This is a genomic window from Cohnella sp. GCM10027633 (assembly GCF_042675445.1).
Classification (GTDB): Bacteria; Bacillota; Bacilli; order Paenibacillales; family Paenibacillaceae; genus Cohnella.
In genome coordinates, this window is sequence record NZ_JBHTGV010000009.1 from 143,479 (window position 1) to 160,934 (window position 17,456).

General features: G+C 55.0%; 11 protein-coding genes. All 11 read right to left on the reverse strand.

Annotated elements, in window-relative coordinates; all coding sequences use genetic code 11:
• Nucleotides 1-79 precede the first annotated feature (79 nt).
• The 11 genes from ACFQZG_RS19440 to ACFQZG_RS19490 all read right to left on the reverse strand — a co-directional run bounded on the left by ACFQZG_RS19440 (nt 80) and on the right by ACFQZG_RS19490 (nt 17,452).
• Nucleotides 80-2,872: an autotransporter outer membrane beta-barrel domain-containing protein gene (locus ACFQZG_RS19440; RefSeq protein WP_378155499.1), complete on the reverse strand. Its 2,793-nt coding sequence runs from the start codon at nt 2,870-2,872 to the stop codon at nt 80-82.
• A 460-nt stretch (nt 2,873-3,332) separates the two neighbouring features.
• Nucleotides 3,333-6,953 (reverse strand): S-layer homology domain-containing protein, encoded by a 3,621-nt coding sequence (locus ACFQZG_RS19445; protein ID WP_378155501.1) that lies wholly within the window; start codon nt 6,951-6,953, stop codon nt 3,333-3,335.
• Between the two features lie 567 nt (nt 6,954-7,520).
• Nucleotides 7,521-8,651 (reverse strand): glycosyltransferase family 4 protein, encoded by a 1,131-nt coding sequence (locus ACFQZG_RS19450; RefSeq protein ID WP_378155596.1) that lies wholly within the window; start codon nt 8,649-8,651, stop codon nt 7,521-7,523.
• 138 nt (nt 8,652-8,789) lie between these two features.
• Nucleotides 8,790-9,500, reverse strand: a complete 711-nt coding sequence (locus ACFQZG_RS19455; protein WP_378155598.1) for a WecB/TagA/CpsF family glycosyltransferase — start codon at nt 9,498-9,500, stop codon at nt 8,790-8,792.
• A gap of 84 nt (nt 9,501-9,584) precedes the next feature.
• Nucleotides 9,585-10,925 carry a polysaccharide pyruvyl transferase family protein gene (locus ACFQZG_RS19460; RefSeq protein ID WP_378155503.1) on the reverse strand — a complete coding sequence of 447 codons (1,341 nt, stop codon included), beginning with the start codon at nt 10,923-10,925 and terminating at the stop codon, nt 9,585-9,587.
• Between the two features lie 39 nt (nt 10,926-10,964).
• Nucleotides 10,965-13,004 (reverse strand): DUF5693 family protein, encoded by a 2,040-nt coding sequence (locus ACFQZG_RS19465; protein WP_378155505.1) that lies wholly within the window; start codon nt 13,002-13,004, stop codon nt 10,965-10,967.
• Nucleotides 13,005-13,298: 294 nt separating this feature from the next.
• On the reverse strand, nt 13,299-14,996 hold the full coding sequence (locus ACFQZG_RS19470) for a phospho-sugar mutase (protein ID WP_378155507.1): 1,698 nt from the start codon (nt 14,994-14,996) through the stop codon (nt 13,299-13,301).
• Nucleotides 14,997-15,031: 35 nt separating this feature from the next.
• On the reverse strand, nt 15,032-15,469 hold the full coding sequence (fabZ, locus tag ACFQZG_RS19475; protein ID WP_378155509.1) for a 3-hydroxyacyl-ACP dehydratase FabZ: 438 nt from the start codon (nt 15,467-15,469) through the stop codon (nt 15,032-15,034).
• 211 nt (nt 15,470-15,680) lie between these two features.
• Nucleotides 15,681-16,190 carry a CDP-alcohol phosphatidyltransferase family protein gene (locus ACFQZG_RS19480; protein WP_378155511.1) on the reverse strand — a complete coding sequence of 170 codons (510 nt, stop codon included), beginning with the start codon at nt 16,188-16,190 and terminating at the stop codon, nt 15,681-15,683.
• Nucleotides 16,191-16,311: 121 nt separating this feature from the next.
• Entirely contained in the window at nt 16,312-16,572 is a 261-nt protein-coding gene (locus tag ACFQZG_RS19485) for a DNA-directed RNA polymerase subunit beta (protein WP_378155513.1), read from the reverse strand.
• Nucleotides 16,573-16,609: 37 nt separating this feature from the next.
• The gene (locus ACFQZG_RS19490) at nt 16,610-17,452 is read right to left on the reverse strand and encodes a flagellar hook-basal body protein (protein WP_378155515.1); all 843 of its coding nucleotides are present in this window, start codon (nt 17,450-17,452) and stop codon (nt 16,610-16,612) included.
• Between the last annotated feature and the right edge of the window lie 4 nt (nt 17,453-17,456).

Below are 17,456 nucleotides of genomic sequence, written 5' to 3' on the forward strand. Positions count from 1 at the left end.
CACAACCCAATTTATGAATTATTTATACAAAACAAAAGAGCTTGGCAGCTGCCAAGCTCTTTTGTTCAATTTAGATCAATTAGTCAACATTAACCGTGATGCTAGCGGATACGCCGTTACCGGATACGTAAGTGATCGTTACGATACCAGATTTTTGCTTAGCGATCGTACCAGAATTGCTGATAGTTGCAACCGAAGGATCGGAAGAGAACCATTTGCCGTTTACATCAGCAGTGATCCAAGAGTTATCAGCACCATCAAACGCTACGCCATATTGGTCCTTGATCTCAAGCTTGCTCACGATGCCAGCTGGAGTTGCAGGAACGAACGTATACTCGGAAGCCGTGAACTTAACAGTAGCGATTGCAGGAGCAGCTTTAGCAACCGTTACAGTTTGTTCGTTCAACTTAGCACCGTTCTTCCAAACCGTTACAGTAGCTGTACCTTCAGCTTTACCTACGATCTTCAGGGAAGTCGTCGGGTCAGCGTCGGTAGCAAGAATTGCAGAATCACTCGAAGTTACGAGGTCGAAGAAGTCGGTTGCACGAACCGCAACTTCTACGCCCGCAGCCGTTTTACCTGTCAGGGACAGTTCAACAGAGTGCTTAACGTTAGCGCCAGAGATAGTGTTGCTAGCGTGTCCGTATACCGTACCAACAGCGCCGATCGTTACCGATTTAACGTCTTCGATCTTAACAACCGTGAATGCGATGTCGTAAGATACGGACGTTGCACCAGTTTTGGACAGGGTAGCAGTGACTTTCTCGGAACCAGCAGCAGAGCCAGCAGTTGCAGCGAAGCCCGTCAGGGACAATGCAGCGTTAGCGCCGTCTTCAGCTACAGCCAACGTCCAACCAGTTGGCAGGGAGCCCATTGCACGGCCGTAGTTATCAACTACAACCAGTTTGCCGATATCCGTGTTGCTTCCAGCGATCGTTTGAGCGCCGTAAACAGCCAGAGTCGTTTTCAGATCTTTCGTACCCGTGATGCTTACAGGGTAAGCAGCGTCTTTAACATCAACTGTGATAGTCGAAACTGGAATGCCTTTAACCAGAGCGGTTACGACTTTCGTACCTGTACCCGTGAAGGACAATACGAGATCGCCATTAGCTTTCCATTTAGGAGTGACAGGAACACTGTTAGCCGTGAACGTCAGCGTGTCAGCGCCGTTAACTTGTACTTTAGCAGAAGCAGGGACGTCTTTGTTAGCGATTGGAGAACCGAAAGTATCAGCAGCTACATAAGGAATCGTAACTTCTTCGCCGTCAACAACGATTGCAGCTGGGTTGTTAAGCTGGAACGATTTCAGGGAAGCTGGAGCTTCAACGTTAACCGATACAGATGCAGATGCACCCGTTGCGGAGTTGAAAGCCGTAACTACTACAACGCCTGCAGTAGCGCCAGTGTTGAATTTCAGAACGCTGTCGCCGTTCGTGTTGAACGAAGCTGGATCGATGATTGCAGTGTTGCTGGAAGCGAACGTGATACCGCCGATTTGGTTGTACACATTAGCCGTTACGCTTGCAGGAAGCTTGAACTCTGCACCGTATTGGTCTTTCAGCGTAATTGGAAGAGTATAAGCATTTGCACCGGATCTGCCCGTGAAGATGCGAGTTTCATCCGTTTTTGGAACTACTGCGCCAAGCGTGATGTTCGTCGCGGAGCTAGCGGAAACGATTTTGAACGTTTTCGAAGCAACAACGCCGGATTTGCTGTGGCTTGCAGTTACAACGACAGTACCGTCAACTTTGTAAGCAGCAAGATCTACTTTGAAGTTGTTCGTACCTCTGAGTACGTTTGCCAAGTTGTTAGCAGTAACAGCTTCGCTCGTGTATGCAGATACGTTAATGTCCGTGTAAGCAGATGCAACTACTTCGCCGAACTGGTTGTAAGGCTTGACAAGAAGGTCTTGACCGTTGATGTTTTGCAGAGCAACTGCGCCGATGTCGATTTTCGTAATAACTTCAGCAGCTACCGTTACTTTAACAGCAGCGAACTCGTTGATTACTACGTCGTATTCAGCAGCAGGAAGGAACGTAGCTTCGAGAACAACGGATTTCTTGTCTTCGGAAGCTTTGATCGTTACTGGGTAAGGAACAAGGCCGTTTTTAACGGATGCTTTCAGTGCAGTTTCTTCGTCGGCTTTCAGAGCGCGGCTAAGTTCAACCGTGATCTTTTTAGCGCCAGTTTGCTTAGCGCCTTTTACAGCAAGCGCAACGTTGAAGCCTGGAAGGCCCAGAACTTCGCCCAGCGTTTTGCCAGTGCCAGCAACTTCAGCGTTCAGTGCAGCTACCAGAGCTACGAAAGTGTCGCCGCGCTTAGCTTTAGCAGCGAAGTCGGTACCTTCAGCGAAGATTCCAGCTTTAACTGCGTCTGCAGCGATCGTTTCGTCGTTCTTGATGCCAAGAGCGCGAAGGACTACAGCTGCGAAGTCTTTAACCGTCAACTCGTCGTTGAAGCCGAACTTCGTAGCGGAGTAGCCGTTTACGTAGCCTTCAGCTTTAGCCCACGACAGGAAGCCGTCGTAGTAGCCTTTAGGTACGTCTTTGAAAGTGTGGGATTTCGCAGTAGCAGCTGCTGCTTCTTCTTTAGCAAGAAGACGAGCAAGCAGAACTACGATGTCTTGACGTTTCCATACAGTGCCTTCGAGCAAATCGCCGTCGTCGCCCTTCAGGACGCCGAGTTCTTTCAGTACAGCGCCAGCTTCAGCCGGCGTGCTTGGTGTTGCAGCGGATGCCATGGCGGAGAACATTCCGAAGACCAGGGCGATCGCTAGCAAAAAGGATAAACTTTTTTTCATAACCTTTTTTTCTCCTCCTCGAGAAAATATCTGTTTTGTTTGGTGGGAAGAATTATAGCTCGAATCTCTCATCGGTGTTTCACCCCCTTCCTTGAGTAGAGCATTGTCTATAATTGATGTCTGCTGCATGTCTATGTAGTAGATACATGTCGCAGAAACTCGTAAACTTAGAAAGAGACGCAAAATGGGCAGGGTAAAATATGCCACTTTCCCCATTATACATGAGCGCCTTGCCTAGCGTAAAGAAGATTTTGATAGTGAAGTATAGGGATTAGGGCTAAAGCCCTTCTCGCAAGACTCATCATGTTAAACGCAGGGGAAACGGAAAAGTTGCGGATGAAATCGAATTGCCGTAACTTTTTTTACCCAATAATACGTTGTTGGCACCAGATTAAATATGTAAGGGCTAACACTTCTCTAGTATAGCGAGGATAGGCCTAACCGTCATTGTATAAACTTTACCTAATGCGCCAAGAAAGAGTAAGAAGTGAGGGAGTTGCCAGTTCGGCAACTCCCTCGGTCTGACGCAAGACTAGCTTAAGTTTTTCGGGAATATCTTGGTGCTCTTCTTCAACAGCTCGACCGTGATTTTACCGGCTTCGGCACGCGTCATGTTGCTACGCGCGTTGAAGTTGTACACTGGCTTCTTCACTCCCGGAATCGTCACGGCCGCTCCCGTCATGATCTTCGCTTTATTGACGGCATCGACTGCAGGTCTCGCATAGAATTGAATGGTGCCGGAATCCGCGAACGATTTGGCGATGCTCGTTTCGAGCTTGTCGTTATTGATCGCCATCTTCAGCTTAAGGCCTCGAGCAATCATGACCGCGGCATCTTGCCGCGTTACCGGTATTCCGGCTCCGAAGAACCCTTCTTCAAGACCGGAGATGATACCCGCTCTTGCGGCTGTCTCGATATGCTCATAATCCCAGGTCGTCGTTTTCGTGCCCGGCGTAATGTCGAAGAACGATGCGTTGCCTTCGTAATTCAGCGGGAGGTTGAGACCCTTCACGAGCAACGTCGCGAATTCTCCGCGCGTCGTCAGATCGTTGGCGCCGAACTCGTCGAAGCGCACGTTGTTCATAATCCCTTTGGAATACAAGGCATTCAGGATATTACGCGCCCAGGTATGGTTCGTAACGTCCGCGAAGCCTTTTCTCATCTTCATGACCTTGTAATATCCGAAATCATCGAATGGAACGGTGACCGTGTGGCTACTCGTGTTCACTTCGCCTCCGATGTTCTCCCATTCGCCTCTATCCGTATATCGGAAAACGGTTATGATATAGCCGGCTTCATCGACGACGCTGCTGTCGTATTTCAAGGTCAATTGACCGCGATTGGATGGTATTACTTTGCGCTCGAGCTCGTACTCCGTAAATCTGCCTTCGACGGAGTATGGCGCCAAGCCGTTCGTAGCCGGCTTATAGCCGATATCTCCTCGATTACCGAGTTCGCCGACCCCTGCGCTAATCCAGTAAGTCGGAGATACGTTGTTAAAGTTGAACGTGTTCGTGTTATTAGCGAAACGGATTAGGAAAAAGTCGGGAATGACGATCGGACTTGCTCCCTGATACGTTCTTGCGTCCACCGTTCGATTGATAATGTTGCCATAGTCGTTACGGCGTTCGACGATACCGTCTTCCGGATTGGCGATGCCGAACAACACGTTCGTGTCGTTATACAGTTTCGTAATTCCGAGCGTATTTTCATTCGCTGCTTTGAGAACCGTCCCTTTAGGGAACGTCAACTGCAACGTCTTGTTGAACATGTCGAATTTAGTGCCCATCTTCTGCATGAACTGAGTGTCGACTTGCACCGTGTCCGAGTAGAACACGTTTACGGATTGGCTTAGCTTCGAATCAACCCGAATGATATCGATGTCGATTTCGGTCATCTTGCCTGCTTTTAATCCGACGAAATCGTACACGAACCGGTTGTTCAAGTCGGCGCGCTTGGTTGCTTGCTCCCCGTCAACCAACACTTCCGTTGCGCCTTCCGCTTCGATATCGAATCTTACGAAATTCTTGTTGACGATGATTTGGTCGCCTACCGTAGGCTGCGGAGACAGCAATCTGAACGACGACAATTCTCTCGTAATATCCAACGTTTGCTTCGTGATCGCACCCGTTCGATTGATCAACTCAAGATTATAAACGTGCGAGCCCGGCGCTTCGAACTTGATATCGCGAATCCGGAATATAAAGTTCGTCTCGTCGCCGGCGAAATCGTAGTAATAAGTCACGCTCTTGTAAGTGAAGGTTTGCGCTTGTTCAAGCACAGGAGTGCCTCGAGCCGGAATCGGCTTGGAGAAGAACAGATCCGAGCCCAATTTTACGTTCAAAGTGGACGCCCCGCTGCCTTGCATCACCAAGTCATACCCAAGCTCGCTAGTCACGTACTTGTCTTTCGTGAACACGAATTCAGGAGATACAGCAAAGATCCTTCCTCTAACATCGTCCGTGTAAGTTCCCGGAGTCGTACTAGGGAACGATTGTCTAGTCGCAACGCTAAGCGTCGGCTGGAACCGATCAATCTTAGATACGTTTGTGTCGACCAAGTATATTCTTATCTCTTTGATAATTTCCTGAGTAATGCCGGAGACGCTCGTATTGACCCCTTTGAATACGATGCGGTTTTCGCCGAATACAAGCGGCCCAGTCGTATCGACGTTCAGAGCTAAACTAAAGCCTGACAAGGCGATAGCATCGGTAAGTGCCGGATTCGCCGGCGCCGTCATTTCCTTGCCGTTAACGAAATACTGCGCACCGCTCAAGTTCTTGAAGCCCATATATTTACCCGATATCGTAATCGAGTTGCTATTCCGGGAATCGAACTCATAGCGCTGCCCATCGTACAAGTTGGCGATATAGATATAGCTCTTCTGTACGTAAGTAATATCTGCGTTGTACGTAGCCGTAGAGCTTCCGATTTTAAATTGAACCTTCTGTTGACCGTTCGTGAAGTTATCAACGCGGTAAACGGCTTGATTGCCCCCTAGTCCGGCAACTGCCCCTAGGTCATCCAACGTAAGACTCAATGTACTTAAAGGTAAGTAGGTTCCGCTAAGCGAGTCGGCCGTCAGCGGTTTGTCCGCATCCACCAAGATATAGAACGTCGAATCGTTGACCTCTGCTCCATTCAAAGGTTCTTTGGCGACTGTCGTTACGTTAGCAGACCCATTGTAACCGGGAAGAAGTTGAATATTCTTAATGATCGTCTCGCCAGGCAAATATTTGAAATTGCCATTGAAAGTGGAACTGAAGTTACCATAAGTGATGACCATGTTTACGAATTGGTCTTTATCGTAAACTCCGGACGTCTGATGCAGATTCAAATTAGGTAGCGTGAAATCGACCAACCGATATTGCGGTGTAATGCCGTCGCTACCCGGAATAATAATTTCGGTAGCAGTCGCAACCGTCCCCGAAATACCATCATATACGGCCGAGGTTACGCTGTTTCTCGCGGTATACGTACCCGAACCGGCGAAAGGAGTAGACGTGTAGGGGAGCAACATCTTCACCTTATAGCCGACCGCCGTTACGCCGACGTCTGTAATGGAAGGAATATTATTAAGTATGGAAAACTCGTTTGTCGCCCCTTGCTTTACTTTTACGTCCGTAAAGGGATTGTTGATATCGAAATAATAGAGCTCCCGCTTGATATTAATGGTGTTTGTGCCGTTCGTGATACTCATCTTGAGTTCATTCAAACCCGGAATGAGCGTTACGGCCGGAGAGAAGAACGTTCCGTCGGGCAGAACTGAGGTTTTGATCGCCACGCCGCCGTTTACGCTAACCGTCGCGTTATTCGCGTTAATAGCAACGCCTTGTAGCGTAATTGTCTTGGCAGGAACGACGGCTTGCGCGCCTTCGTTCAAGTTAACGATCGTCGAGCCGCTCATTACCTTCAAGCTTTGGATATAAGGAATTTGATCATACAGTACATAGAAGACGTCGGATCTCAAGGTCGAGCCCTGCGTCCCTGTAAACGTGATTCGGTTCATGCCGCTGAACAACGTCAAGTTCTTGCCGGCGAACCGATTCGTCGAACCGGTAACTTCCTCTAGCGCGCCTGTCGTGAAATGCGTATTATCGGGCAGCCAAGTTCCATTGGATTGCAAGTTGAGCTGGTCAATTCGGTAGCTCATGGATGACGCCGTCACATAGGAAAATGTACCGTTTATCGTCAGCGTTCCCTGATTCGTTCGATAAGAATTCGTTTGCGTCAAAAGCTGCGGCTCAGTTGGAGCGGGAGTCGGATTACTGATCTGCAAGATAGCCGTATCACGAACGCCCGAGATATCGGGAATAAAGTAAGTCGCGTTACTGGCTGCGCTTACCGTCTGAACGAGGCCGTATGGGATCAGACCGATCGCCAAGACCAACGCTAATAATGTCGATAGCAATTTTCTCACTGTAGATCCTCCTTAATGTGTGTCCGTTCTTCGGGAAGCATTCTGATGAGAGACAGCGACCTTTCGGTCGAATCTTGGATCAAGCTTGACTGTTCGCTCCCCCTTGCTGAGAAATCCCTAATTTTCGGCAGGATATTCCATTAGACGAACGTTTCCCGCAAAAGTTCTGTACAGTAGTTATCGGATTTTCACGGAAAATGTTTAGGCGTACGCGCGAAAAAAAAGACTCAACGGCTTGTCCTTTCCGAGAAAGGAGAAGCAATTGAGTCTTTGGTCTTAGCGAATCTTAGTGGATAACCGTTATTTGCCGCGGGAATCGGTTTGCGGCTTCAAGCGCAGGCGGGCCAGGAAATCGAGCACCGGGCGGCGCGACTTGTCGACGATGCCGATGAGCTCGGCGCCGATCTGGAGCAGGAACACGAGCGCGCAGATGACGATGAACGTAATCCAGTTGCCGAGACCCGTGTTGGAGATGCTCGACTGGATGACCGCGCACGTACCGAAGAACGCGGCGATGCCCCAGATGATGAGCACGGTCTTGCGATGGCTGAATCCGAGTTGCTGCAAGCAGTGATGCAGATGGCCCTTATCCGGCGCGAAGATCGGTTTCTTCTGGATCCAGCGGCGGACGATCGCGAAGAACGTATCGGACAGCGGAACGCCGATGATGAGAAGCGGCGTGACGAACGACACGACGGTAATTTGCTTAAATCCTAGCATCGACAGAGTTGCCAGGGCGAAGCCGAGGAACAACGAGCCCGAGTCTCCCATGAAGATCTTCGCGGGATGGAAGTTGAAGAACAAGAATCCAATAATGCTGCCGAGCAGCACAGCAGCCAACATGATGACCGCGAAGTTGCCCATGATGATGCCCATCACGAGGATCGTGCCGATCGCGATGGCGGACACGCCCGCGGCGAGGCCGTCAAGACCGTCGATCAGGTTGATCGCGTTAGTGACGCCGACGATCCAGAAGATCGTGAGCGGCACGCTGATCCATTCGCCCAGCGGCTGCATCGCGTCGCCGAACGGAATGTTGAGCAGGTTGATCTTGACGTCGAAGCCGAATACGACGATGCACGCCGCCGCGATCTGCACGAGCAGCTTCAGCTTGGCAGACAAATCGAACTTGTCGTCGAGCGAGCCGAGGAGCACGATGAGCGTGCCTCCGGTTAACAACCCGCCGATCAGGTTCTTGTCGTGGTGGCTCAAGAGATCGCTAGGCAACCATGGCAATAAGAGCAATAATCCTACGGTAAAAGATGCATAAATAGCGAGGCCGCCCATGCGCGGCATAATGCGTGTATGAACTTTACGTTGGTTCGGCACGTCGACCGCCCCGACCCGAACGGCGAATTTTTTAACGAGCGGCGTCAAGACAAGCGCTAGCGCCAATGCAATAGCAAATCCGGATAATCCGATTCCTACCATCCAGCCAGACAGCATCTGCAACTCTCCCCTTTTTGTATACCGGAATGAATTATACTCCCGAGATGCGGATTACAACAAGGCGAACATTTTGCCGTTTTCAGCCGTTTTCACCGATTTAGATCATTTTCATAAAAGTTTTCACGACGGTTTGATCGGTTTCAGAACTTTATCTCCGTCTTTAATCACTTTAAGCGCAAACTTGGGCAGTACCAACATTCTCTTGTAGCGGGACGGCTCCTGCAATAAGCGGTAGAACCATTCCAAGCTCAACTTGCGGAAAATCGCGGGAGCCCGTTTCAGCTTCCCGGCGACGACGTCGAAGCTGCCTCCGACCCCCATAATGACCGGTACGCCAAGGGTTTTCGCGTATTTCTCGATCCACGGCTCCTGGTTCATCGTAGCTCGCGCGACGAACAGCATATCCGGATTAGCGGCACGGATCTCGGCAATCACCACTTCGTCTTCGTTATCGGTAAAATACCCATCGCGGTAGCCGACGAAGCGCACGCCGCGAAATTTGCTCTTCAAGTTATCGTGAGCCGTCCGAATAATGTCCGGGCTCGCGCCGAGCAAATACGCGCTCCAGCTCTTCCGTTCTCCCTCGCGCAGCAATTCGTGCATGAGATCGAAGCCCGCGACGCGTTCCTTCACCGGCTGCTTCAGCTTGCCGGCCGCCCATACGACGCCCGCGCCGTCCGGCACGACGAGATCGGCGGTCGCGAGCGCCCGATGGAAGGCGGGATTCTCGAGACCGACCATAAGCATGATCGGATTGCCCGTGATGACGCGGTTCGGACGTCTGGATTCGATCGCTTCCGCAAGGTAAGCGACGGTTTCTTCCATGTTCATCTTGGAGAACGGCACGCCGTAGAGCGATACCGTCGGAAACGGTCTAACGCCTGTGTTCAACGCCTTCAGCCTCCAAACCCTATGTTAAATACGCAGGTAATCGACAATTTGTTGCGCCGGCTTGATCGCCTCTCGCTTCAGGCGAGAGACCGCCGGCCCGCACGCGGCAAGCCATTGGGCTGGATTATTAATAATTTCTAAGGCGCGGTCGGCGGCGTTATCCGGATCGAGCGCCTCGGTCGTTCCGATGGCGCGCTGGCTCAGCCGCGCGAGGAACTGATCGATCTTGGGATCGTAAGAGATCCCAAGGAGAGGCACCTCGCGATTCGCCGCGTAGATGAGCGAATGGAGCCGCATGCCGATGAGCAGCGCGCATCGGCCTACCTCCCGCAGCATGCGCTGCGGGTCTTCGTGCGCCGGCGCCAGCTCAGCCGCGCACGAGAGCCGTTCCATCACGTAGCGCGACGCACCCTCGTCGCCCCCCTGATGGAACGGCAAGAAGCGCAGCCGCACGCCGCGAGGCGCCCGGGCGGCCAGCGCTTCAAGCGCCGCAGCCGCGCGGTCCAAGTCCGCGCGGTCGCTGCGCCAGAACCGGACGGACACGCCGACGATCGGCGGCTCGTCACGTCCGGCTACGCCTCCGCCGGCGGCGGAGGGCTCAGCAACGGCTGATGCCCATTGCTCTTGCCCCCCCGCAACGCCAGCTTCGACGATCGGCGGCTCATCACGTCCGGCCACGCCTCCGCCGATGGCAGCAGGCTCAGCACCGGCTATCGCCCCATGCTCTTGCCCTTCCGCAGCACCTGCCATCATCCCATGCTCCTGCCCTACCGCACCACGCGCTTCCTGCTCTTCCACCCCCGCACTCCCCGCCGGCAACCCCATCACCGGGTCCGGCACAACCTCCACCTTCGCCTCCGGCACGCCATACCGCCGCAGCAGCAAGGCCGACTCCTCGTCGCGCACCGACACGTACGCCGCCTTCTTGAACGCGCGCGCAATGAACGGCTGGAACAGCTTCCGGTTGACCGGCCCGATTCCTTGCGCGTACACGAACGTCGGCTTGCCGCACCAGCGCGCGATAGCCATGATACCGAGATAATACGGAATCGAGCCCATCCCCGTCGCGTCCTGCAGCAGGCTGCCGCCGCCGCTGATGAGGCCGTCGCTGTTCTTGAGCGCGCGGCGCACTTCCCTCAGATCCATCCTCGGCACGGCTTCCACGCCGTAATGACGGCGCGTCCACTCGGGATCGCCTGACAGCACGATCGGTTCAATCTTCAAGCCGGCCGCCGTTCCCGCTTCGTCCAGCGCCGTTAGTATGCTCTTCAGCACCGCTTCGTCGCCGCTGTTGTGAAATCCGTAATAACCGGACAATACGATACGACGAACGTTCGACGCTCGATTTATTCCCTTATTCGCCATAGCCGCGATCCCTGACCTTCATTCAATGTTTATCTACCCTCAAGCCAGCTTCTTCAACCAGCGCTTATACGCGTACTCGAGTACTTGCCATACCGCCATACCCACCAGCCCGATAATCGCGCCGAGCCCCAGACCGAGCAGCACGCGGATGATCGAGAGTATAAGCGGCGTATGAATGTGCGCGAACGTGTCGACCATCGACAATTGCGCGATCGTGCCCGCGATGATCAGCGCCATCGCCCAGCGGTAACGCAGCGCCAGGAAGATGCCGACCAGGAAGATCGGATGGCCCAGCATGAACTCCTTCGTGCGCGGACGCACGCCGAACGTATTCTCGAGCAGCGAGCGGAACTGCAGCTCCAGGCCGGACACTTGGCCTTCGTTGCCCGTTCTCGTCAAGTAGTACATCCCCGCCACGGCCAGCACGCCGATGGCCACGATCCACAGCACCGTCAGCGGCATCGCGAGAATGCGGCGCGCGTTGCCGATCACCGTGTCGCCCGAGCCGTACAGGAACACGTACAGCGCGACGAGCGCGATCGGACCGAGGTGAAGCAGGCTGACGCCGCGATATTGCTCGAGCACGAGCGCGTACGTAATATCGTTCAGCATCGCGACGATGAACGGAACGGCCGCGAGCGACAGCACCGTCGTGCGAGCGAACAGCAACAGCGAACCACCGAGCCTTCTGGCCGCGGAAAGCTGTCCCCCGCCATCGCGGCCCTCCCGAAGCTCCCGAAGCCGCTTCACGAGCAGAATAACCGCCGTCGTCGGAGCGGCGATGCCCACGAACAGCGACAACGCCTGCAGCATCAAGCTCGAGCTGAGCACGTACAATGCCGCCGAGCCGATCGCGCCCACGATGAACGCAAGCACTTGCACGCCCGGCAGGAACAGTCCGATCATGATCGCGCATAGCGCGATCGCGCCGAGAGCGGCCACGCCCTTCAATAAAGAAGCCTGCGGCGCCGAATGCACTTCGAACGCTCTCGGCGTGCCCGTCTCGAAGCCGAAATCCTCGATTTGTCCGATGACGCCCTTTTTATCTTCATCCCCGGCGAGTACGTCGGCGATTTTATTAAGCGGATGATACACTTGGCCTTTAACCAGATCTTTCGCCGCCACGGCGTTCAGATACAGCAACCGGATGTTGCGGTCCTTCACCGCGAGCACGAGCCGATCTTCCAGCTGGGCGGGCTTCAGAATCGACATCTCCGCTTCCCCGACCGAGTGCGCGCGGATCGCGTCGAACTCCAGCAGATTGGCAACCTTGGAGAGCCCCTTCATTGGAACCTTCAAGTTCTCGAACATCGCGACGCCGATGCCGTGCTCGTCCAGCATACGAGCGAACTGCTTCACGCCGTTCAGGCTTTCCCCGTCTCCGTAACCGGTAACGGCGTCTCCGTCGAACAGCACGCGGTTCACCCCGAGCGCTTGGAACGCGTCCAGCCACTTGCTTACTTCCGGCGCGTCGAACGGCAAGATGCGGTTCGACAGCCGCGGGTACACCTGGAACCCTAGATCCTTCAGCTCCTGCATCGCGATCGGATTCGGCTGCATCGGATGGATGATGGCATCATCGTAGCCCATGCCGATGCTAAGGCCGGGCAATCCGTCCGCGGTCCAGCTCTTCACGTCGGCCCCGTAATGCGCGAACGCCCACTCGATGATCGGACGAAGCGCCTTCTCGTGCTCGGCGTCTTGGAAGACGACGTACGTGCGGTTATCGCCCGGACGCGATACGCGCCCTTCCAGCAGCGCGGCTTGCGACGCGTTATAGACGTTCACCTCGCCGGCCCAGCCAAGCTCCTCCAGCGTGCTCTCGAACACGGCCATGCCGTTCACACCGGCATCCTTCAGCTTCGTTAATTGCTCCTGCAGGAATTGCCGCGGAACCGCCTGCGACGAGCTCACCTGCAGCAAGTCGCGATAATCCATGACGACGGCGACTTGATCCGCGGAAGTCTCGGTTTGCTCCCTCGCGTACATGACCGGCAGCGCGGCGACGATCCCGACCAGCACGACCCACCATAACCACTTCGACAACCTTCTATTCCATGCGCTCAGCCAATGGGGCACAACGTTTCACTCCATTACTTTTTTAATGGTTCCGGCTTCTTCCGCCGGGCGATATAGATAAATATGATAAGGACGCAAGACGCCGACTTTTCACCGATTGAGTTACAGCATCCGGAATACCCGTGCGGGCTTCTTCAGCCAATCCCGCTTTCGTAGCGCATCGCTACTCTCATTTTCCACGATTCGGTACTTCCATTATGTATCGCCGCGGCCGATTCCGCCATTTTTCGCCGCATCACCCGCAAAAAGCAGCGGCTGGTCTTCACCCTCCGCTGCTCCCCGATCGTTCCAAGCCTAGCCATCGACACGCGCCATAACGGCGCCCACGAGCCGTCCTAGCGCGTCGGACGCGCCTTCCAGCCCGCTTCCCCTGACGGCGAAGTATACTTTGATCTTCGGCTCCGTTCCCGAAGGACGCAAGCAGAACCACGAACCGTCCGCCAGCCCGTACTTCAGCACGTTCTCGGCCGGAAGACCGTCCAGCCCTTGCGCGTAGTCCAGCACCTGCGTTACCGCGACGCCCGCGATCTCCTCCGGCGGAGCGTTCCGCCAGTCTTCCATGATCGCGCCGATCTGCGCGACGCCGTCCTTGCCCTTGAGCGTGCGCGATTCGAGCTTCTCCAAGTACGTTCCATACTTCTCGTACAGCTCGAGCAACACGTCGTACAACGTCTTGCCTTGCGATTTGTAATAAGCGGCCGCCTCGCAGATTAGTAGCGACGCGACGACGGCGTCTTTGTCGCGAGCGTACGTGCCGGTCAGGTAGCCGTAGCTCTCCTCATAACCGAACAAGAACTCATGGGAGCCGTCCGCTTCGAACTGCGTCATTTTCTCGCCGATATACTTGAAGCCCGTCAACGTGTTGATAACCGTGCAGCCGTAGGAAGCGGCGATGTCCGCCCCCATCTCGCTCGTCACGATCGTCTTGATGACCGCGCCGTTCGCCGGTAGTTTGCCCTGCGCTTGCAAATTCGATAGCAAATAATGGACCATGAGCGCGCCCGATTGGTTGCCCGTCAGTACCACGTATTCGCCTTTGTCGTTCTTGACGACGGCGCCCATCCGGTCGCAGTCCGGGTCGGTGCCGACGATGATGTCCGCGCCGATCTCGTCCGCTTGCTTGATCGCCAGCGTGAACGCTTCCTGCTCCTCCGGGTTCGGCGACTTCACCGTGCTGAACATGCCGTCCGGCTGCTCCTGCGCGGCGACGACGTTCACGTTAGTGAAGCCCGCTTGCGCCAGCACCGCCCGGATCGGCAAGTTGCCTGCGCCGTGCAGCGGCGTGAACACGACGCTCAGCGCGGCTCCCGCTCCGCCCTTGAGGACGTCGGGCCGCACCGACTGCGCCACGACCGCGTCGACGAACCGCTGGTCGTCCGCGTCACCGAGCCATACTAGCAATCCCTGAGCCTCGGCCTCTTCCGGCGTCAACCGCTTCACCTCGTCGAACGAAGCAATGTCGCGAATGCGGCCGATTACTTGCTCGGCTTGGTGGGGAACGAGCTGTCCGCCGTCCGAGCCGTATACTTTATATCCGTTATATTCGGGAGGGTTGTGACTCGCCGTCACGACGATGCCGCCGGTCGCCTTCAAGTCGCGCACCGCGAAGCTAAGCTGCGGCGTCGGACGGAGCGAACGGAACAAGTAGGTGCGGATCCCGTTCGCGGCCAGCACGCAAGCGGCTTCCAGCGAGAACGTATCCGAGTTGTTGCGGGAATCGTGCGCGATGACGACCGAAGGCGCCGCCGATTCGCCGAGCAGGAAGTTGGCGAAGCCTTGCGTCGCCTTTCCGATGACGTACCGGTTCATCCGGTTCGTGCCCGCGCCCATGACGCCGCGCAGCCCCCCGGTTCCGAATTCCAGCTCCCGATAGAAGCGATCCTCGATATCGCCCGGCTGCCCCGTGATCGCGCGAAGCTCGTTCTTCGTCGCTTCATCGATGTTCGAATCGTTCAACCATGCTTCGTATAGCTCTTGCGGTGTTATCGGCATCGTTTCTTCTCTCCCTTATCTCTCTATTGTTATCATTAACCCTTGTTGGGGTCGGACAACGCGAACATCAACTCTCCCTCGGCGACGACCGTATCTCCTACCTTCGCGGTCGCGCGGCCTTTGCCGATCGGACCTTTCAGCCGCGTCACTTCCAGCTCCAGGATGAGCGTGTCGCCCGGCTTCACTTGTCCGCGGAACCGGAATTCGTCGATGCCCGCGAAGAAGCCCAGTTTGCCTTTGTTCTCTTCCAGCGACAGCATGGCGACCGTGCCGACCTGCGCGAGCGCTTCGACGATCAATACGCCGGGCATGACCGGGTATCCCGGAAAATGTCCGACGAAATAAGGTTCGTTCATCGTCACGTTCTTGATGCCGACGGCGCGTTTGCCCGGCTCTACCTCCAGAATCCGGTCCACGAGCAGGAACGGCGGACGGTGGGGAATAATCTCTTGAATTTGCACGATATCCAACATTTCGGTTTCCTCCTTAATTCCCGCGGCGCGGGTCGACAGCTTGAATTTTCGCGCATAGGCGCGCATAAGCCGCATTGTGGCGGCAATACTAGCATTATCCCTTTGGCGAAACTGCAGTCGCGAAGGTTGACTATAAGAGAGCTCGCCCGGTCTGCCCCTGTCGTTCAGCCCTTAGGCGAGCTCTTTTGTCTTGCACATATGTATCGTTAGCTCAGGACGCCCGATTGAGCATTCTGAATTTAACGAGATAGATCGCGGACGCGACATAGGACAGCGCAATGCCGCACCACAAGACGGCGGTACCGCCTTGCTGGTCCAGGAACAACAGCACGATCGCGAGATAGTATACGACCGTCGTCGCTTTGCCCAGATTGTTCGCGGGAACCGTCTTAAACCCACGGAAGTGGAAGTAAGCGGACGTGATGATCATGCCGACTTCCCGGAACGCCATGACCCCGAACGCCTCCCAAGAGAGGTGATCGCCGATCAGCAGCGCGACGATGACGGCCAGCATCATCAACTTGTCCGCGAGCGGATCCAGCATGATGCCCGTAACCGTAATCTGGCCGTTGCGACGGGCGAGATAGCCGTCCAAGACGTCCGTTAAACCGGCGAGCAGGACGACGAACAAAGCCGTAATCGTATAATCGTACAGGTACAACGCCAGGAAGAGGGGGATCAGCACAAATCGCGACATCGTCAGCGTATTCGGCAAGTTCATGGCATCCCCCTCTTTTCTCCGAAGTTCCACATCATTATAACCGCTCACCCCTACAAATGAAAACTCCCCGGGCGAAAGCCGGGGAGTTCACCGTCCCCTCGAGAGGGCGGCAGGCAGGGCGTTAACCGCCCTCCGAGAACACGAGATCGTACATATGTCTCCACGTCCCCGCGTCGAACACCTCGGATAACGGCTTGTCGCCCAAGACGACGTAGCCGATCGCGAGGCCGACGATGAGCGCTGCGATGCATACGATCGGAATAATGAGTATTTTGACGCTCGTCCATACGATGCGTAGTAACGTCCGTCCCGAAGGACCTGAAGAACCCGATGATTTAGATGAACGTTTTCTTGGATCCGTCGAACGGGTACTTACTGTCATGTAGGCTTCTCTCCTCTTGCCGGCAACAACGAAGGTCTTACGCTCGCAAGTTGTTCGCCATTCCCATCATTTGTTCGCTCGAACTCAGCGCCCGCGCGCTCAGCTGATAGGCCCGCTGAACGATCATCAGATCGGTCATCTCGTCCGTCATGCTGACGTTGGAGTTCTCCACGTATCCTTGACGGACAGCGATGCCGAGCGTGTCCGCCGGCAACTGCGTCACGTTCGTGACGACGTCTTCTATATTAATATCTTCCGGTACTCCGTACAAGTTGTCCGCGATCGATTGAAGCAGCTCCGGCTTGGAAGCCTGCATCATCTTCAGCTTGCCCAACTCGATCGGCGTCGAACCTTGCGGTCCGACGCCCACGAGCGTACCGTCCGCGTTAATGCTTAGGTTATACCCCTCGGGAACGACGATGAAGCTGTCCGCGCCTCCGACTTCGGCGACGACGGGATATCCGGTGTTCGTATAGAGCGTCCGGTCTCCTCCGCCCGTCGAGACGAGTTGGAACGAACCGTGCCGCGTGAACGCGCGCGAGCTGTCGAGCGTGCCGCCCGTCCGCACTTCGAACAAGCCGTTGCCTTCGATCGCCACGTCCGTCATGTTGCCGGTCTGCTGCAGCATGCCTTGGGACAGGTCGAGCTGCATGCTCGCGATCCGCGCGCCCCAGCCTTGAGCGAAGCCGAGCGGCGTACGTCGGCCGGACAGCTCGAAGTCTTTCTCCTGCGGGTTGACGCTGGTCAATATATCCTCGAATACGGCCGTCTTGCGTTTGTAACCGACCGTATTGGAGTTGGAGATATTGTCCGCCAGCATATCCAGCTTCTGTTGCAGGGCACCCATCGAGACGGATGCCGAGATCATGGAGCTATTCACGTTA